Here is a 17753-nt window from a genome sequence, read left to right as displayed (position 1 = left end):
CGGGCCGTCGCGATCGACCCACCGGCGGCGTAGCCTGAGCCGTCCGGGGTCGGCGGTCCGTGCCGTCCCGACGGCACTGCCTGGGAGGTCTGCTGTGGAGCGTGAGCCGTTGGAGCCGCTGGTCCGGTTCTTGGCCGTGGATCATGCCGCGGACCTCACCGGGCTCTCGGCCCGGATCCCGGGATCGGGGTTCATCTGCTACTACCCCAACGAGGAGGAGTACGAGGGCTTCCTCGACGCCACGGGACGGACCTGGTGGCGCGGTGACGACGCCACTCCCGCCCAGGAGCTGCTGGAGGTGCTCGAGCCGCCGTTCCGGATCGCCTACCCGGTGGCTCCGGCGGTGACGGCCGACGAGGAGGTGGTGGTCTCGGCCGGGGTGCTGCACTCCCCCGAGGAGCTGGCCGCCTACCGTGCCCGCTTCAGCGAGGTGGACGGGGGCGTGGACCTGGACCACCAGGCCCACGCGGTGGACGCGACCGGGCAGCACTGGACGCTGATGCTGGGGGCGGACGCCGAGGTGGTGGTCGCGACCCGGGTGGGCCGCGACGAGGACGGCTCCCCGTTCTGGGAGCAGACCGCCTTCGACGCCGAGTCCCTGCCCCTGCCCGTCACCGTGGTGGAGCTCGACTAGACTCGCGCGCCCGGTGGCGGCGTGCACCGCCCCTCGGGGTCACGCCCTGTCCTTCCGGGAAGGCTGCGCACGGGGGAACCCGGTGCCGGGACCGTCCAGCTCCTCTCCCGGGACCGGCCCTAGGACTCGGGCGTGGTCTGGTGCAGCAGCAGCTGCCAGGGGCCGAGCTCGTTGCGGGCGTCCTGCCGGACCCACGTGGAGCTGCGCACCGTCGTGCGGGACGACGCGGTGAGCCGGTAGACCAGCTGGACGGCGGTGCCGCCCAGGCGCCGCCGGGCGAGCACGTCGAGGTCGTACGGGCCGGTCTCCGCCTCGGCCGCGAGGGCCTCGAGCGCGGCGCGGCGGTCCAGCCAGCGCCCGGTGCCCGCGACCTGGTGGAAGTCCTCGTGCAGCAGCTCCGCCGCGCGCCGGGGGTCCCGCCGCACCGCGGGGTCCAGCAGGCGGCGCTCGTGCTGCTCCACCTCCTGCTCCGGGGTCAGGCCGCGGGCGAGGCGCTGCTCGTGGGCGAGCAGCTCGCTCAGCAGGTCCGGGTCGTGACGGTCCTCGGCGGGCTCCTGCTCGTCCTCGCCGACCCGTCCCTGCGGCTCCGGGAGGGGGACGGCGCGGGCAGGAGCGGCGCCGTCGAAGCCGGGCCCCTCGGGGATGGGCCGGCCGGCCTGGAAGGCGGTGGCGACCGCGCGGGCGCGGACGTCGGCGGCCTCGTTGAGCTCGTGGCCGGCGTGGCCCTTGACCCACTCGAAGCGCACGTCCCGGCCCGCCATCGCGGCGTCGAGCGCCTTCATGAGCTCGACGTTGAGCACCGGCTTGCCGTCGCGCTTCTTCCAGCCCTTCTTCTTCCACCCGGGCATCCACTTGGTGATCGAGTTGATCACGTACTGGCTGTCGCACAGCACCCGCAGGGGCTCCTCCGGCCGGTGGGCGGTGGACTCGAGCAGGTCGAGGACGGCCTTGAGCTCCCCCATGTTGTTGGTGCCGTGCGGCCATCCGCCGGCCCGCCAGGTGTTCTCGTCGATGAACCAGGCCCAGCCCGCGGGGCCGGGGTTGCCCAGGGCGGAGCCGTCGGCGGCAGCAGTGATCGTCATGGGCTCCATCTTTTCACGGGGCCCGGACGCCGTCGGACGGACCCGGGCGGGTCCGCTCGCGCTCAGTCCCAGGTCTCCCGCTCGTGCTCGAGCGCCTCCTGGGCGACGTCGAGCACGCCGGGGACCGAGGACAGGTGCGTCGCGGCGACGCGCAGGTCCGTCTTGCCCTCGAGCCGCAGGAGGAGGTCGATCTCGGGGCGGTCGGCCGGGCCGGTCCGGCGGGTGGAGACCACGGAGGCGGTCAGCTGCAGGTCGTCGACGACGGCGAGCACGTCCCGCAGGACCCCGTGGCCGTCCTCGTAGCGCAGCCGCAGTCCCTGCGGGGCCACCATCGACGGCAGCCGGCGGGACAGGGGGGTCAGGATCAGGGCCGCGGCGAAGTGCAGCAGGGTGGCCGCCGCGGCCAGGGGCACCAGGCCCGCCCCGCAGGCCATCCCGATGGCCGCCGAGAGCCAGATGCTCGCGGCCGTGGTGAGCCCGTGCACCACGTCCCGGTTCGTGAAGATCACCCCGGCGCCCAGGAAGCCGATCCCGGTGATGATCTGGGCGGCGATGCGGGAGGGATCGGGGCCGGCGTCGACGCCCGGCAGGGGCGCGAAGCCGTAGGCGGACACGAGCGTGAACACCGCGGAGCCGGTCCCCACCAGGGCGTGGGTGCGCAGGCCCGCGCTCTTGCGCCGCAGCCGCCGTTCCAGCCCCACGAGGGACGTGAGCCCGAAGGCGGCCAGGAGGAGGGTCAGCTGGTCGGGGAACGTCCCCCAGTCGACGAACGTCACGGCTCCTCCTCCCGGTGGTGCTCCGATTGAACACCATGCCCGCCGTCCGCGGAACGGCGGGCGGTCCGGGGCCCGGAACGACGACGGGCCGGGCGCCCCGCGAGGGGTGCCCGGCCCGTGCCGGAGGCGTCAGGACGCCCGACGGATCACCCGTCGATCACATCATGCCGCCCATGCCGCCCATGCCGTCCTCGGCACCGGCGCCGGCGCCCGCGGGCTCCGGCTTGTCGGCCACGACGGCCTCGGTGGTGAGGAACAGGCCGGCGATGGACGCCGCGTTCTGCAGGGCGGAGCGGGTGACCTTGACCGGGTCGTTGATGCCCGCGGCCATCAGGTCCTCGTACTCGCCGGTGGCGGCGTTGAGGCCGTGGCCCTGCGGCAGGCCGCGGACCTTGTCCACCACGACGCCCGGCTCGAGGCCGGCGTTGAGCGCGATCTGCTTGAGCGGCGCGTCGATGGCGACCTTGACGATGTTCACGCCGGTGGCCTCGTCGCCCGTGACCTGCAGCTTCTCGAAGGCCTTCTGGCCGGCCTGGATGAGGGCCACGCCGCCGCCGGCGACGATGCCCTCCTCGACGGCCGCCTTCGCGTTGCGCACGGCGTCCTCGATGCGGTGCTTGCGCTCCTTGAGCTCGACCTCGGTGGCGGCACCGGCCTTGAGGACGGCCACGCCGCCGGCCAGCTTGGCCAGGCGCTCCTGCAGCTTCTCGCGGTCGTAGTCCGAGTCCGAGTTGTTGATCTCGGCGCGGATCTGGGCCACGCGGCCCTCGATCTCCTCGGGGGTGCCGGCGCCGTCGACGATGGTGGTCTCGTCCTTGGTCACGACGACCTTGCGGGCCTGGCCGAGCAGGTCGAGGGTGGCGGTCTCGAGGGAGAGGCCGACCTCCTCGGTGATGACCTGGCCGCCGGTGAGGATCGCGATGTCGGCCAGCTGGGCCTTGCGGCGGTCGCCGAAGCCGGGGGCCTTGACGGCCACGGACTTGATGGAGCCGCGCATCTTGTTGAGCACCAGCAGGGCCAGGGCCTCGCCCTCGACGTCCTCGGCGATGATCAGCAGCGGCTTGCCGGCCTGCATGACCTTCTCCAGGACCGGGACCAGGTCCTTGACGGCGGAGATCTTGGAGTTGACCACGAGGATGTAGGGCTCCTCGAGGACGGCCTCCTGGCGGTCCGCGTCGGTGACGAAGTAGCCGGAGAGGTAGCCCTTGTCGAAGCGCATGCCCTCGGTCAGCTCGAGGTCCAGCCCGAAGGTGTTGGACTCCTCGACCGTGATCACGCCCTCCTTGCCGACCTTCTCCATCGCCTGGGCGATGAGGCGGCCGATCTCGGGGTCGCCGGCGGAGATGGACGCGGTGGCGGCGATCTGCTCCTCGGTCTCGACCTCCTTGGCGGAGGCCAGCAGCTCCTCCGTGACGGCGGTGACGGCCTTCTCGATGCCGCGCTTGAGGCTCAGCGGGTCGGCGCCGGCGGCCACGTTGCGCAGGCCCTCCTTGACCAGGGCCTGGGCCAGGACGGTCGCGGTGGTGGTGCCGTCACCGGCGACGTCGTCGGTCTTCTTGGCGACCTCCTTGACGAGCTCGGCGCCGATCTTCTCGAAGGGCTCGTCGAGCTCGATCTCCTTGGCGATGGACACGCCGTCGTTGGTGATCGTGGGGGCGCCCCAGGCCTTCTCGAGGACCACGTTGCGCCCACGGGGGCCGAGGGTGACCTTGACGGCGTCGGCGAGGGTGTTCAGACCCCGCTCGAGTCCGCGGCGCGCCTCTTCGTCGAAAGCAATCATCTTTGCCATGTGACTTCGTCCCTCCTGGACGGTAGACAAACGGTCGACCTCCACGGTGCCCGCGACGGACGGCGCGCACGGCGGCGGTCTCTTCCCGACGCCGCGCGGCACCTCACCGTGGTGGTTGAGGTTCCACTCCTGTGCCCGTGGGCTGCCGGGCCGGCCCGGGGACCGTGCTCGTTGGCAGTCCACACGACTGAGTGCTAATCGCAATCTTGGCACTCGTCCCCGGAGAGTGCAAACCCCCTGAGCGGTTCCGGCTCAGCCCTGCCACTCCTCCCGGAGGATCCCGTAGAAGAGCCGGTCGTAGTAGCGGCCGCCCACCTTGCGGGCCTTGCGGAAGCGGGCCTCCTCGGTGAACCCGAGCTTGACGGCCACCCGGCACATGCCCTCGTTGCCGCTCCACGTCTCGAGGTCCAGCCGGTGGGAGTCCGAGTGGGCGAACAGGTGGTCGATCCACAGCCGCAGGGCCTCGGTGCCGTAGCCGCCGCGCCAGTGGTCCGGGGAGTAGACGGTGATGCCCAGGGAGCGCAGGGGCAGCAGGTGGGTGCCGTCGCCGGGGTCCTCGGTGGGCCTCTCCGTCCAGTACCAGGAGACCTGGCCGATGAACCGGTCGTCGCGGGCGTCCGCGATCACCATCGTCTCGCGCGGCTCCGGCCAGTTCCCCGCCGCCACGTGCTCACGCAGGGTGGTCAGCCAGCGCTGGGCGCCCTCCGCGGTGAAGTTGGGGTAGAACGGCCCGTCGGTGCGCTGCCAGTCGTGCTCGCCGCCGTCCTCGGGCGGCATGATCCACCCCTCGTAGGCGACGAGGTCCTCCTCCGTCCAGTCCCGGATGCGTACTTTCTCGCCGTCGATCTGCACGGTGCGTCCTCTCGGTGGAGCGGTTCTGGGTCGGGGAAGGTCTCGGGCCGGTCCCCGGGCCGGGCTCAGGGAGCGGCCGGGGCGGACGACGACGGGGCGGCGGGGCCGGCGTCGCCGGGGGCGGCCGGGTCGGTGGTGTAGGCCCAGACGCCGATGCCGAGGGTGAGCGCCCCCGCCACGACGATCGCCGTGAGCTCGCGGGTGCTCACCCGCACGGTCGGGCGGTGGCCCCGGTGGGCGCCCTGGCGCGGGCCGTCCTCGGGGACACGGTCGAACTCGTCGGGGGCGAACCGGTCGGGATCGAACTCGCCGGGGGCGGACCCGTCGCCCGGCCGCCCGGTCACTCCTGGGCCCCGCGCTGGCGGCGCAGCCGGCCCACGAGCAGGGGGTCGTGCTCGAGGGCCGCGCGGGTGTCGATCAGGACGTTGAGCCGCTGGTAGTAGCGGGTGGGCGACAGGCCCAGCCGGCGCCGGATCTCCATCTCCTTGGCTCCCTGGTACTTCCACTGCATGGCCTCGATGGCCAGGATCTGCCGGTCGGTCTCGTCGAGCCCGCCCGCGCCCCCGGTCTCCCCGGCGGGGGCGGCGTCCTCGCCGGTCACCGCGCCTCGGCCCGGGGCCGCACGGAGACCGTGGTCAGCTGCGCGTCCTCGCCCGCGTCCACGACGGCGCGCACCGCGGCGGCCACCGACTCGGGGCGGATGTAGCGCCCGGGCACGTACTCGTTGCCCAGGGCGGCCTGGATGTCCCGCTGCATCTGCGTGTCGACGGGACCCGGGTGCACGGAGCCGACCGCGACCCCGTCCGGCTCGACCTCCTGGCGCAGGGAGTCCGCGAGCGCCCGCAGGGCGAACTTCGAGGCCGCGTAGACGGCGTCCCCGGCGCGGGCGGTGAGCCCGGAGCCGGAGTTGATGAACACGACCGTGCCGCGCGCCGCGCGCAGGGCGGGCAGCAGGAGCCGGGTGAGCTCGGCGGGGGCCACGACGTTGAGCTCCAGCTGCGAGCGCCACTCGTCGACGGACGCGCTCTCGACGGTGGTGCGGCCGGCGACGGCCGCGGAGTGCACGAGGACGTCGACCCGGCCGAGGCCCTCCACCACGCCGGGCAGGGCCGCGAAGTCGGTGAGGTCCGCGGCGCGCGCGGTGACGTGGGGCAGGGCGTCGAGCTCGGCGAGCTGCGCGGCGTCGCGGCCCAGGGCGACCACGTCGTGGTCCCGGGCAAGGTCTGCCACGCACGCGCGGCCGATGCCGCCGGTGGCCCCGGTGACGACGGCGACGGGTCGGGGATCGGATGCGGTCATGCGCCCACTCTAATTCCCCGGTCCGGTTCCCCGCGGTTGCCGCGGCGGGCACGGCGGGGCCGTCGTCGGAGCGCGGCACCGGGCGGCGGCGCCCGCCGCCAGCCCACGGGGCGGGGGAGGCCGCCTAGAGTGGTGCGGACCGATCCCGACCCGTCAGGAGCACCGTGAGCGAGCCGCAGCCGCTGGAGAAGATCATGGCCGAGGACTGGGCCGAGGCCCTCGTCCCGGTGGAGCCGCAGATCCGGGAGATGGGCCGGTTCCTGCGGCAGGAGCACGCCGACGGGCACCGGACCTTCCCCGAGGGCGGTGCGGTGTTCCGGGCGTTCCAGGAGCCCCTGGAGCAGGTCAAGGTGCTGGTGGTGGGGCAGGACCCCTACCCCACGGCGGGCCACGCGATGGGCCTGTCCTTCTCCGTGCAGCCCCACGTGCGGCCCCTGCCGAAGTCCCTGCAGAACATCTACAAGGAGCTGCGCGACGACCTCGGCATCGACCCGCCCGAGCACGGCGACCTCTCCGCGTGGGCGCGCCAGGGCGTGATGCTCCTCAACAGGGTCCTGACCGTGCGGGAGGGCGCGCCCGCCTCCCACCGCGGCAGGGGCTGGGAGTCCGTGACCGAACGCGCCATCCAGGTGCTCGCCGGCCGGGACCTCCCGCTCGTGGCCATCCTCTGGGGCAACGACGCGCGCGCCACCGCCAAGTGGCTGGACGGCTACCCCACCGTCGAGTCCGCCCACCCCTCCCCGCTCTCCGCGTCCCGCGGCTTCTTCGGCTCCAAGCCGTTCTCCCGGACCAACGGGCTGCTGGAGGAGCAGGGCGCGGAGCCGGTCGACTGGAGGCTGTGAGCCGGCCCTCGGCTAGGGTGGGCGGCATGACGACGACGCCCGGGGCCCGTCCCGCGAAACCCCGCAAGCCGCAGCTGAACCTCACCGTCCGCGAGCGCCGGCAGCTGTCCCCCTCGATGGTCCGGGTGGTCCTGGGCCTCGACCAGCCGGAGCGCTTCGAGGACATCGCGCCTCCCGAGAAGTACGTCAAGCTGGTCTTCCTCGACCCCGCCCTGGAGTACGGGCCGGACCCGGACTACTGGGAGCTCAAGGAGAGCCTGCCGCCCGAGCACCAGCCGGTGACCCGGCACATGACGATCCGCCGGTGGGTGCCCGAGCGCCACGAGCTGTGGATGGACTTCGTCCTGCACGGCGACACCGGCCACGCCGGGCCGTGGGCGGCACGGTCCGAGCCCGGGGACCGGATCATCGCGCTCGGGCCCGGCGGCAAGTGGGTGCCGGACCCGGACGCGGCCTGGACCCTGGTCGCCGCCGACGACGCCGCCGTCCCCGCCGCGCTCGCCGTCCTCGAGTCCCTGCCGGCGTCGGCGCGCGGCGAGGCCGTCCTCGAGGTGGGCTCCCCGCGGGACGTGCTGCCCGTGACCGTGCCGGCCGGCATCCCGGTCCGCTGGGTGTTCCGGGAGGAGGGCGCCTCGCTGCTCGAGGGCGTGCGCGACGCCGCGTGGCCGGCCCGCACCGAGGGCGTCCAGGTGTTCGCCCACGGGGAGCGGGAGGCCATGAAGGCGCTGCGGGACGAGCTGTTCGCCCGCCGGGGGCTGGAGCGGGAGCAGGTCTCGCTGTCCGGCTACTGGGCGCGGGGCCGCACCGAGGACGTGTTCCAGGCGGAGAAGAAGCTGCCGATCGGCCAGGTCCTCTGACCTTCCCCGGGCGTCCCGGGCCTCCCGGTCCGTCCGTGACCGGGACGGTCAGCGGCGGCGGTTGCGCCGGGCGTTCGTGCCGTTGAGGTGCCCCACGAACGGGCGCATGAGGTACTTGCCGAGCACCACGCCCGAGGCCAGCGCCACGATCGAGGCCATGGCGTTGACGAGGCCGATGAACCCCTCGCCCATGGTCTCCGTCTCCACCGTGACGGCGTACATGCCCCGGAAGATCGACAGGCCGGGCAGCAGGAACGTCATGGCGGGGATGGCCACCACCAGCTGCGGGATGCGGTGGCGGGCCGCGAGCACGGTGGCCACGCACCCGCTGACGACGGCCGCGAGCGCCGTGTCGAGCCGGGCGCCCAGTCCGGCGGCGACGCCGGCGTGGTAGACGACCAGACCGCCGAGGGCCGCGGCCGTCGTGGCGAGGACGTGCCGGGGCTTGGTCTGCATCGTGACGGCCACGAGCGCGGTGGCGACGACCATGAACGCCGTGTTGACCACGGGGTCCGGCGGGTCGAAGACGCTCTGCGAGACGTCCACCCGCGGCATGCCGAGGTAGGCCGCCACGGACACGCCGCCGGCGATGCCGGCGATGATCCCCAGGAACGCCATCGCGGTGGACAGCAGCCGCCCGGCCGCGGTGACCGGGAACCCGTTGATCGCGTCCTGCATGGTGGAGACCATGCGGGTGGTGGGCAGGAGCATGATGATCCCGCCCGCGATGACCCGGGGCGGGGAGAGGTCGAGCCCGGACCAGGACACCAGCAGCGCCGCCGTGGTGACGATCCCGGAGTTGGCGGCCATCGCGAAGAACTCCGGGATCCGCCAGGTCCCCAGGCGGTGGGAGACGACCTGCACGAGGATCGAGGTGAGCCCCGCCACGAGCGCCCCCGTGGGCCCGCCGCCGATGCCGGCGGTGATGGCCATGGCCGCGACGACCGTGGCGGTCCAGACCATCCACTTGGCGTAGGGCTTGGGCTTGGCGTTGATCTCGTCGAGGCGCCGCTCCGCCTCCGCGCGCGGCATCTCGCCGCCGGTGATGTCGGCGACGAGCTGGTGGGTCTCCCCCAGCCCGGCATAGTTGTCGGTCCAGGAGCGCACGACCCGCATGACGGTGTGGCTGGAGGTGTCCGGGTCGTTGAAGACGTCCTCGCGGGTGCGGGTCCCGCCGCCGTCGGCGGTGGGGTCCGTGCCGTCGGCGATGTAGTTGATGGTCACGGCCTGGTTGGTGATGTCCACCTCGACGTTCTCCACGCCGTAGGTGGTGCACACGGCCACGATGGCGTTCTCGACGTCGAGGGCGTCGGCGCCGTAGTGGAACATCGTCTCCGCCAGGCGCAGCGCGAAGTTGAGGGTGCGCCTGGCGTCCCGGCTCGTGGCCTCCCCGAAGCGGCGGAGGTTGGCGAAGGGCGAGATGCTGAGCCGCTCGACGGCGCGCATCGGCGCCGTGGGGGCGCTGTCGCCGCGCAGGATGGAGCGCAGCCGGGCCCGGCCGTCGGGGCGGGCGCCCTCGGCCCGGGTCGAGGGGTACGCGCCCCGCTGCATCCGGTCGGCGCTCTTGCCCGGCTCCGGGACGGGCCCGATCGCCGTCGTGTCCGGGCGGGAGACGGGGCCCGCCCCGGTGCGCCGCCGCCGCTTCGAGGGCTTCGGCCGGGGCACCGTCTGCGCCGCGGTCAGCGGCTCCGGGGCCGGTGCGGCCGGCCCGGGAGCCGCGTCCCCCCGGTGCTCCCGGATCAGCCGGGCGTCGAGCACCGGCAGCGGCTGCGGGGCGTCGGGGACGACGTCCTGCGCGCCGGACCCGGCGCGGCGCCGGGCCTCGAGGGCCTGCGTCTCGGTGGGCCGCACCGGGGGCAGCCCGGTGCCCCCGAGAGCGGCGGGACGGGCGGCGCCGGTCAGGCCCGTGTCCCCGCCGGGGCCGAAGGGCTCGACGAGCTCCGGGGCGGGCTCCGGTCCCGCGTCGGAGGAGGGGTAGGCGGCGAACGGGCGCAGGGGGGTGCGCTGGTCGGTCACCAAGCGGGGGTCCTCCTTCCGGGGCACGGCCCGGCGGCCCCGTCCGTCGGGGCGCCGGTCAGGGGGTGGGCGGGGAGCCTGCGGGGGCCGCGGCTCAGTAGAAGGGCTGGCCGGTGCGGCGGACCCACAGCTGGCGCTGGACCTTCTCGGCCACGTTGGTCCACACCGCGTACTTGGCGGGGCTGAGCACCTGGTCGTGGACGCCGACGAAGTCGATCACGGACTTGGTGAAGCTCGTCTTGAACAGGCCCAGCCCGTAGTAGGAGTGCTCCTTGTTCTTGAGCTGGTCGCTGGGCGGGGTGCCGCAGAAGTCGTACTCCACGATCCCGTGCTCGCGCATCAGGTCGGTGATCGCCGTCCACTGCACCAGGTGCGAGTCGCCGTACTGGCGGCGCCGGGGCTTGGAGCCGCCGTCCTTGTACGTGCCCTTCCTCCCGTAGGCGATGACGTAGGCGCCCACGGAGGGCTCTCCGTCCTCGTAGGTGAAGTACAGCCGGCCCTGGCCGGCGCGCTCGAAAGCGGTCCAGAACTTGGCGTAGTACTCGTAGGAGCGCAGGTTCACGTTGGCCTCGCCCTGGCCCACGGTGTCCATGAGGCCGTACATCCTGCGCATGTTCTGCTCGGTGAGCTCGACGCGCTCCACCTCGCAGCCCTCGCGCAGCGCCCTCCGGATCGCGTTGCGCCCGCGGGAGTGCAGGGACTTCAGGACGGTCTCCTCGTCCGCGTCCGTGGCGAGGACGGCGGTGGAGTCGTTGGGCTGGATGTTGAACGACTTCTTCAGGCCGGCCCGGGCGAGCACCGCGCGGGCGTGCTCGGAGTCGAGGACGTCGGGCTCGATCTTGATGGCGAAGACGTTCAGCCGCTGCTCGGCCACGAAGCGGGCACTGGCCTCGACGACGCCGGGGACGTCCTCGACGTCGGCCACGTCCGGGCCCTTGATCATGTACCAGAGCTTGCCCAGACCCGGGACCTTCTTCTCGAGCACCAGGTTGTAGCTGGCCTGCGAGCCGTCCGCGGGCTCGTGCACGAGGTGCAGGGGCCGCCACCCGTGGTCCGCCTTGACGTCCGCGAAGGACGCGGACTGCAGCAGGTTGCCGCCGTTGGGGTTCGCGGTGACGTGGGTGTCCCAGTCAGCGATCTCTTCTGCGGTGGCGAAGCGTGCGGTGAACTCTCGCAAGGCTCTCTCAATCGTCGGGGTCGTGGTGTGGTCGCGGGGACCGGGGCGCCGGCGGGGGCCGGCCCCGGCAAGTCTAACCGGGTGCGCCTGGGCGGGCTCCGAGCAGGCCGGTGCCGGTGGGAGCGCGATGAGGAGCCGGACACGGCGGCGCCCGCCCACCGTGCGGTGGGCGGGCGCCGCCGTGTCCGGGGGCCGTGCCGGGCTACTCGGCGTCGTGGTCGGTCTCGAGGATCCGCACGAGCGCGTCGAGGGCCTCGTCCGCGCCCTGGCCGTCGGCGCGGAGGACGACCTTGTCCCCCTGGGCCGCGCCGAGGGACATGAGCGAGAGCACGCTCGAGGCGTCCATGGCCTCGTCCTCGGGCTCGCCCTCGGCGGCGATCGTGATCTCGAGGTCGTACTCCCCCGCGGCCTCGGCGAAGATCGCGGCGGGGCGGGCGTGCAGGCCGACGGACGAGGCGATGGTGGCGGTGCGTTCTGCCATGGTGGTTCTCCTTCGGGTTGCGGGGTCCTGGGTGCAGGGCCCCGGTGGCGGGTGGTGCTGGTGGGACGGTGCGGGTGGTGCGGTGCGGACGGTGGGGTGGTCAGAGCCCGAGTTCGGCGAGCACGGGCAGCTGCGCCCGCACGGCCGCCGAGGCCTCCTCGGCGCTGTGCTGCTCGACCGCGAGCTCGGCGAGGGCCTGCGCGGTGGGGAGGTCGACGCTGCGCAGGACGGCCGCGACCGAGGCCAGCGCCCGGGGGCTCATGGACAGGGTGTGCACCCCGAGGCCCACGAGCACCACGGCGAGGGCGGGGTCGGCGGCTGCCTCCCCGCACACGCCCACGTTCCGCGGGCCCTTCCCGGACGCCTCGGCCCGGCGCGCGCCCTCCACGGTGAGCCGGACCATGCGCAGCACGGCCGGCTGCCAGGGGTTGTTGAGCTCGGCGAGCGAGCCCAGCATCCGGTCGGCGGCCATCGTGTACTGGGTGAGGTCGTTGGTGCCCAGGGACACGAAGTCCACGTGCTGGAGGATCTGGTCCGCGGTCACGGCCGCGGACGGCGTCTCGACCATGACCCCCGGGACCCGCAGCCCGGCCGCGGCGACCATCGCGGCGAAGTCGCGGGCCTCCGACGGCGCGGAGATCATCGGGGCCATGACCCACACCTGGGCGGCCGTGGCCTCCTCCGCCCGGGCGATCGCCTCGAGCTGGCGGGCGAGCACCCCGGGCACGCTGCGGTCGGTGCGGTAGCCGCGCACGCCCAGCGCCGGGTTCGGCTCCTCGGTGTCCGTCAGGAAGGGCAGGGGCTTGTCCGCGCCGGCGTCGAGGGTGCGGACCACGACCTTGCGGGCCGGGAAGGCCTCGAAGATCGCGGTGTACTGCTCCACCTGCTCCTCGACGCTGGGCTCCTGGTCACGGCCGAGGAAGCAGAACTCCGTGCGCAGCAGCCCCACGCCCTGGGCCCCCGCGCCGGCGGCCGTGCGGGCGTCGTCGGGGGTGCCCACGTTGGCGAGCAGGGGGACCTCGGTGCCGTCCGCGAGCACGCCGTGGCCGTCGAAGGCGCCGCGCGCCGCGGCGCTGCGCTCCCATGCCTCCACGAGCGCCAGCTCGTCGGCGCCCGGCTCCGTGCGGACCTCCCCGGTGGCGCCGTCCACGAAGACCGGGGTGCCGTCCGGGAGCTCTCCGACCCCCCGGACGGCCACGATCGCGGGCAGCCCGAGGTTGCGGGCCAGGATCGCCGTGTGGGACTGCGGCCCGCCGCCGGACGTGACGAGCGCCAGGACCTTCGCGGGGTCCAGCGTCGCCGTGTCCGCCGGCGCGAGGTCCTCGGCGGTCAGCACGAACGGGTCCTCCCGCTCCGGGATCCCGGGCATGGGCACACCCAGCAGACGCGCGGTGAGCCGGGCGCGGACGTCCTCGATGTCCGCGGCCCGCTCGGCCATGTAGCCGCCGAGGGAGCGCATCTGCTCCGCGTAGGCGGTCGCCGCCTCCCACAGGGCCCGCTCCGGGGCCAGCCCCTGGCCGGTGACGAGCTTCGCGGCGTTCTTCAGCAGCGCCTTGTCCCCGGCCATGAGAGCGGTGGACTTGAGCACGTCCGCCGCGTCCTTCTCGGTCGTGGCCTCGGCGCGGCGCTTGAGCTCAGCCTTCACCTCGGCCGCGGCCTCCTGGAGCCGGGCCACGGCGGCCTCGGGGGCCTCGTCCCGCAGGGCGAGCCCGGGGGCGGGCTCGGCCACGGGGGCCGGCATGCTCACGAGCTCGCCGATGACGCGGCCCGCGCACACCCCCACGCCTGTCAGTGTCTGCATGGTGTTCTTCTTCCTCGGTCGGGTCGTTGCAGGAGTCGTTGCAGGAGCTGGTCGCCGGGGCGCCGCTCAGGCGGTGGCCACCGCGGGAGCCGCGGCCGCGACGTCCCGCTCGGTCTCGGCCACCTTGCGCTGGACCCCGCCCACGTGCTTCAGGGCGACGACGGCAGCGGCCGTGACCACGGTACCCACGAGCACCGCCACGAGGAACATCAGCGGGTTGCCGATCAGCGGCAGGATCCACACGCCGCCGTGGGGAGCCGGCGAGGTCACCGCGGCACCCATGGACACGGCGCCGGCGGCGGCGCCGCCGAGCATGGTCGCGGGCAGCACGCGCAGCGGGTCGGCCGCGGCGAACGGGATGGCGCCCTCGGAGATGAAGGACAGCCCCAGCAGCCAGGCCGCCTTGCCGTTCTCCTGCTCGACGACGGTGAAGTAGCGCTTGGCGATCGTGGAGGCCAGCGCCAGGCCCAGCGGGGGCACCATGCCGGCGGCGATCACCGCGGCCATGATCTCCTGCGGCGCGGTGTTGGCGACGGTCGCCGCGCCGAGACCGGCGGCGGCGAAGGTGTAGGCCACCTTGTTGATCGGCCCGCCCAGGTCGAAGCCCATCATGAACCCGAGGATCGCGCCCAGGGCGAGCGCGCTGGCGCCGGTCATGCCGGTGAGCCACCCGGTGAGCCAGGCCATGAACACCGCGATCGGGCCGCCGAGCACGAGCAGGAGCAGGCCCGAGGAGAAGAGCGTGGCGAGCAGCGGGATGATCACCACGGGCATCAGGGACCCCAGCCAGCGGGGCAGCTGCGGCTTCGAGAGCCAGTAGGCGGCGATGCCGGCCAGCAGACCGCCGACGATGCCGCCGAGGAAGCCGGCGCCCATGAAGTTCGCCACGAGCCCGGCCGCGAAGCCCGGGGCGATGCCCGGCCGGTCGGCGAGGCCGTAGGCGATGTACCCGGCGAGCGCCGGCACCAGCAGGCCGATGGCCAGGGCGCCCATCTTGAACAGCACGGCACCGAGGTACTGGGCGAGGGTGGCGTCGCCGAGGCTCCACAGGGTGGAGGCGCCCAGGACGTCGTCGGCGACGTTGGCGATGTCGGCGCCCGCGATCATGAAGCCCAGGGCGATGAGCAGACCGCCCGCGGCCACGAACGGGATCATGTAGCTCACGCCGGTCATCACGGCCTTGCGGATGCGGGTGCCCCAGGCCTCGTCGCCGGTGGAGGAGGCCTGCTCGGCGCCGGCGCCCCCGCCCTGCACGCGCGGGGCGTTCGGGTCGTCGGCCTTGGCGAGGGCCTCCTCGATCATGACCTTCGGCTCGTCGATGCCCCGCTTGACCGGGGAGGCGACGAACGGCTTGCCGGCGAAGCGGCCGCGCTCGCGGACGTCGACGTCGGTGGCGAAGATCACCGCGTCCGCCGCGGCGATCGCGGCGGGGTCGAGCTTCGTGAAGCCCGCGGAGCCCTGGGTCTCGACCTGGAGGTCGACGCCCATCTCCTGGGCGGCGTAGGTCAGCCCGTCCGCGGCCATGTAGGTGTGGGCGATGCCGGTGGGGCAGGCCGTCACGGCCACGATCCGGCGCGGGGCGGCGGGCGCCGGCTCGCCCTGGCCCAGGTCGGCGGACCGGGCGGCGGGGACGTCCGCGGAGGTGGAGCCGGAGGCCGATCCCGCGTCCGCCGAGGCGGGCACGGCGCCCGCCGTGGTGGCCCCGGCGGGAGCGCCCTCCTGCGGGGCGGCCGTGCCGAGCCCGAGCGCGCCGTCGACGATGCCGACGATCTCCTGCTCGGTCCGCGCGGCCCGCAGCGAGGCCACGAAGTCCTTCTTCATGAGGGACCGCGCCAGCTTGGACAGCAGCTTCAGGTGGGTCTGGTCGGCGCCCTCGGGCGCCGCGATGAAGAAGACGAGGTCGGCGGGGCCGTCCTTGGCGCCGAAGTCGACCTTGGGCGCCAGACGGGCCATGGCCAGCGTCGGGGCGGTCACCTCGGTGGACCGGCAGTGCGGGATCGCGATGCCGCCGGGGATGCCGGTGGCGGTCTTGTTCTCGCGGGCGATGGCGTCGGCCAGCAGGCCGTCCAGCTGTCCCACGCGCCCGGCGCGCTGGACCATGGTGGCCAGCTGGCCGATGACGGTTTCCTTGTCCTCCCCCAGGTTCTGGTCGAGCGCGACCAGGTCGGGGGTGATGAGCTCGGACACGTTGTCCTCCTTGAGCGGCGGGCCCTCGGGCCCGTGTGGTTCGTGGTGCAGTGGGCGGCAGTGCGGTGTTCGGAAGTGCGGTGTTCGGACGTCGGTGGTGCGGGTCAGCCGGAGACGGTGTGCGGGAACAGCTCCCGCACGACGACCGCCTCCGGGGTGGTCTCGGAGAGCGCCGGGACGCGGGTCCCGGGCAGGGCCGCGGCGGCGGAGCCGGAGGCGACGGCCTGGCGCAGGCAGTCCTGCGGGGCGTCCCCCCGTTCGTGCGCGAGCAGGTAGCCCGCGAGCGAGCTGTCCCCCGCCCCCACCGTGGAGCGCACGGTGACGGGGGCGTGCACGGCGTGCCAGGAGCCGGTGGGGACCGTCAGCACGGCGCCGCCCGCCCCCAGCGTGGTCAGCACCGCGCCCACGCCGCGCGCCACGAGGGCGGCCGCGGTCGTGGCGACGAGGTCGGGATCGGCCTCGAGGGCCTCCCCGTTGCCGGTCCCCACCAGCTCGGCGAGCTCCTCGCCGTTGGGCTTGATGAGGTCGGGCAGGGCGTCGTCGTGGGCCGTCGACCCGGCGAGCGCGGGCCCTGAGGTGTCCACGGCGAACCGGGGAGCCCCGGCCCCCAGGGCCGCGCGGACCCGGCGGACGATCCCGGCGTAGACGTCGGGGGCCGCCCCGGGCGGCAGGGAGCCGGCGAGGGCCACCCAGGACGCGTCCCGGCCGCGGCGCACGACGAGGTCGACCACCGCGTCCACGAGGTCCGGGGTCAGCGGGGCCCCCGGGGCGTTGATCTTCGTGGTGGTGCCGTCCGGCTCCGTGATCGTGACGTTGGAGCGGATCGGCGCGCCGAGGGGCACCGCCTCGTGGGGCACGTCCGCGGCGGCCAGCTCCGCGAGCAGCGGGTCGCCGGGGTCCCCGGGCAGCACGGCGAGGGTGTCGACGCCGCTCGCGTGCAGGACCCGGGCGACGTTCACGCCCTTGCCGCCGGCGTCCTGCCGGGCGCCGGAGGCGCCCTGCACGGCGCCGCGGCGCAGCGGGGCCGGCAGCTCGACCGTGCGGTCGAGGGACGGGTTGAGGGTGACGGTGAGGATCACGCGAGGACCACCTCGACGTCGGCCTCCTCGAGGGCCGCGGCCAGCTCGGGCCCGGGGGCCCGGTCGGTGATGAGCGTGTCGATGTCCGCGAGGGACGCGAAGTGCATGAGGGTCTCCTGATCGTGCTTGGCGGAGTCGCACAGGACGACGACGCGCCGGGAGGTCTGGACGATGGCGGTCTTGACGACCGCCTCGATGGGATCCGGGGTGCTGAGCCCGAACTGGGCGTGGATCCCGTTGCACCCGACGAAGGCGAGGTCGGGCCGCAGGCGCAGGTAGTGCTCCGCGGCCCGCCCGCCCGCCGCCGCCCAGGTGAGCTTGCGGACGCGCCCGCCGACGAGCTCGAGGCCGATGCCGTTGGCGTCGGCGAGCTTGGCGGCGATGTGCAGGGCGTGGGTGACGATGAGCTGCTCCTGCCCGTCGGGCAGGGTGGAGTCGGAGCGGACGATGAGATCCGCGAGCGCCTCGACGGTGCTCCCGGCGTCCAGCACGACCGCCCCGGCGCCGCTGGCGCGCAGCAGCCGGAAGGCGGCCTCCGCGATGCGGCGCTTCTCCGGGGTGTTGAGGTGCTGGCGGTTGTGGATGTTCTTCTCGTCGGAGGTGGACTGGTCCACGGAGACGGCGCCGCCGTGCACGCGCCGCACCCGGCCCGCCGCCTCCAGGGCCGCCAGGTCGCGCCGGACGGTCTCCATGGTCACGTCGAAGCGCCGGGCCAGCTCCGCGCCGTTGACGCGGCGCGACGTGGACACGAGCTCAGCGATCTCGGCCTGGCGTTCCTCTGCGAACATGATCTCCACCTCCCGGACGGGCGACTGTGTGTTCCTATGAGTTTATGTGAGTTCGTGTGGTTTTACCAGGGGTTCTGGTGATCTCCTTCACAG

The 17753-nt window shown here is 74.0% G+C and carries 17 protein-coding genes; 3 read left to right on the top strand and 14 right to left on the bottom strand.

The genetic code is table 11. From position 1 onward, the window contains the following. Positions 1 to 136 precede the first annotated feature (136 nt). Positions 137 to 634 carry a hypothetical protein gene (locus IEW07_RS00235; RefSeq protein WP_188533831.1) on the top strand — a complete coding sequence of 166 codons (498 nt, stop codon included), beginning with the start codon at positions 137 to 139 and terminating at the stop codon, positions 632 to 634. Positions 635 to 753: 119 nt separating this feature from the next. Here IEW07_RS00235 and IEW07_RS00230 read toward each other — a convergent pair whose 3' ends face one another. The 7 genes from IEW07_RS00230 to IEW07_RS00200 form a co-directional block, all read right to left on the bottom strand. Then, positions 754 to 1716 carry a ribonuclease HI family protein gene (locus IEW07_RS00230; RefSeq protein WP_188533830.1) on the bottom strand — a complete coding sequence of 321 codons (963 nt, stop codon included), beginning with the start codon at positions 1714 to 1716 and terminating at the stop codon, positions 754 to 756. A gap of 62 nt (positions 1717 to 1778) precedes the next feature. Continuing rightward, the gene (locus tag IEW07_RS00225) at positions 1779 to 2492 is read right to left on the bottom strand and encodes an MgtC/SapB family protein (protein ID WP_188533829.1); all 714 of its coding nucleotides are present in this window, start codon (positions 2490 to 2492) and stop codon (positions 1779 to 1781) included. A gap of 157 nt (positions 2493 to 2649) precedes the next feature. Next, the gene (gene groL / locus IEW07_RS00220) at positions 2650 to 4281 is read right to left on the bottom strand and encodes a chaperonin GroEL (protein WP_188533828.1); all 1632 of its coding nucleotides are present in this window, start codon (positions 4279 to 4281) and stop codon (positions 2650 to 2652) included. 252 nt (positions 4282 to 4533) lie between these two features. Beyond that, a complete protein-coding gene (locus IEW07_RS00215; protein ID WP_188533827.1) occupies positions 4534 to 5133 on the bottom strand; it encodes a GNAT family N-acetyltransferase in 600 nt (199 codons plus the stop codon). A gap of 65 nt (positions 5134 to 5198) precedes the next feature. Beyond that, on the bottom strand, positions 5199 to 5477 hold the full coding sequence (locus IEW07_RS00210) for a hypothetical protein (RefSeq protein WP_188533826.1): 279 nt from the start codon (positions 5475 to 5477) through the stop codon (positions 5199 to 5201). After that, positions 5474 to 5734: a DUF3263 domain-containing protein gene (locus tag IEW07_RS00205; RefSeq protein WP_229741453.1), complete on the bottom strand. Its 261-nt coding sequence runs from the start codon at positions 5732 to 5734 to the stop codon at positions 5474 to 5476. The genes IEW07_RS00210 and IEW07_RS00205 overlap by 4 nt, the downstream gene beginning before the upstream one ends. Then, positions 5731 to 6432 (bottom strand): SDR family oxidoreductase, encoded by a 702-nt coding sequence (locus IEW07_RS00200; protein WP_188533825.1) that lies wholly within the window; start codon positions 6430 to 6432, stop codon positions 5731 to 5733. Before IEW07_RS00200 ends, IEW07_RS00205 begins: the two co-directional genes overlap by 4 nt. Positions 6433 to 6596: 164 nt before the next feature. On the opposite strand from IEW07_RS00200, the gene IEW07_RS00195 reads away from it, so the two are divergent. Beyond that, complete coding sequence (locus tag IEW07_RS00195) at positions 6597 to 7274, top strand: uracil-DNA glycosylase (protein WP_188533824.1); 678 nt, start codon at positions 6597 to 6599, stop codon at positions 7272 to 7274. Positions 7275 to 7300: 26 nt separating this feature from the next. Further along, complete coding sequence (locus tag IEW07_RS00190; RefSeq protein WP_188533823.1) at positions 7301 to 8131, top strand: siderophore-interacting protein; 831 nt, start codon at positions 7301 to 7303, stop codon at positions 8129 to 8131. A 48-nt stretch (positions 8132 to 8179) separates the two neighbouring features. Here the strand turns inward: IEW07_RS00190 and IEW07_RS00185 are convergent, their stop codons facing one another. The 7 genes from IEW07_RS00185 to IEW07_RS00155 all read right to left on the bottom strand — a co-directional run bounded on the left by IEW07_RS00185 (position 8180) and on the right by IEW07_RS00155 (position 17660). Further along, entirely contained in the window at positions 8180 to 10147 is a 1968-nt protein-coding gene (locus IEW07_RS00185; RefSeq protein ID WP_229741452.1) for a threonine/serine exporter family protein, read from the bottom strand. Positions 10148 to 10241: 94 nt separating this feature from the next. After that, positions 10242 to 11324: a lipid II:glycine glycyltransferase FemX gene (locus IEW07_RS00180; RefSeq protein ID WP_188533821.1), complete on the bottom strand. Its 1083-nt coding sequence runs from the start codon at positions 11322 to 11324 to the stop codon at positions 10242 to 10244. 202 nt (positions 11325 to 11526) lie between these two features. Further along, the gene (locus IEW07_RS00175; protein WP_188533820.1) at positions 11527 to 11805 is read right to left on the bottom strand and encodes an HPr family phosphocarrier protein; all 279 of its coding nucleotides are present in this window, start codon (positions 11803 to 11805) and stop codon (positions 11527 to 11529) included. A 100-nt stretch (positions 11806 to 11905) separates the two neighbouring features. Next, positions 11906 to 13606 carry a phosphoenolpyruvate--protein phosphotransferase gene (gene ptsP, locus IEW07_RS00170; protein ID WP_188533819.1) on the bottom strand — a complete coding sequence of 567 codons (1701 nt, stop codon included), beginning with the start codon at positions 13604 to 13606 and terminating at the stop codon, positions 11906 to 11908. 66 nt (positions 13607 to 13672) lie between these two features. Next, positions 13673 to 15793 carry a PTS fructose transporter subunit IIABC gene (locus IEW07_RS00165; protein WP_188533818.1) on the bottom strand — a complete coding sequence of 707 codons (2121 nt, stop codon included), beginning with the start codon at positions 15791 to 15793 and terminating at the stop codon, positions 13673 to 13675. A gap of 104 nt (positions 15794 to 15897) precedes the next feature. Next, positions 15898 to 16872: a 1-phosphofructokinase family hexose kinase gene (locus tag IEW07_RS00160; protein WP_188533817.1), complete on the bottom strand. Its 975-nt coding sequence runs from the start codon at positions 16870 to 16872 to the stop codon at positions 15898 to 15900. Beyond that, complete coding sequence (locus tag IEW07_RS00155; protein WP_188533816.1) at positions 16869 to 17660, bottom strand: DeoR/GlpR family DNA-binding transcription regulator; 792 nt, start codon at positions 17658 to 17660, stop codon at positions 16869 to 16871. Before IEW07_RS00155 ends, IEW07_RS00160 begins: the two co-directional genes overlap by 4 nt. Positions 17661 to 17753: the final 93 nt, after the last annotated feature.

The organism is Kocuria dechangensis (assembly GCF_014636775.1).
Classification (GTDB): domain Bacteria; phylum Actinomycetota; class Actinomycetes; order Actinomycetales; family Micrococcaceae; genus Kocuria; species Kocuria dechangensis.
The sequence above is the reverse complement of the archived record's forward strand: the minus strand, read 5'-3'. Positions and strand labels throughout refer to the sequence as shown.

Excerpts from the sequence above, each read along its gene's own strand:
- ptsP (WP_188533819.1), bottom strand. The coding sequence starts at position 13,606 with ATGCAGACACTGACAGGCGTGGGGGTGTGCGCGGGCCGCGTCATCGGC.
- IEW07_RS00155 (WP_188533816.1), bottom strand. The coding sequence starts at position 17,660 with ATGTTCGCAGAGGAACGCCAGGCCGAGATCGCTGAGCTCGTGTCCACG.
- IEW07_RS00175 (WP_188533820.1), bottom strand. The coding sequence starts at position 11,805 with ATGGCAGAACGCACCGCCACCATCGCCTCGTCCGTCGGCCTGCACGCC.
- groL (WP_188533828.1), bottom strand. The coding sequence starts at position 4,281 with ATGGCAAAGATGATTGCTTTCGACGAAGAGGCGCGCCGCGGACTCGAG.
- IEW07_RS00200 (WP_188533825.1), bottom strand. The coding sequence starts at position 6,432 with ATGACCGCATCCGATCCCCGACCCGTCGCCGTCGTCACCGGGGCCACC.
- IEW07_RS00230 (WP_188533830.1), bottom strand. The coding sequence starts at position 1,716 with ATGACGATCACTGCTGCCGCCGACGGCTCCGCCCTGGGCAACCCCGGC.
- IEW07_RS00190 (WP_188533823.1), top strand. The coding sequence starts at position 7,301 with ATGACGACGACGCCCGGGGCCCGTCCCGCGAAACCCCGCAAGCCGCAG.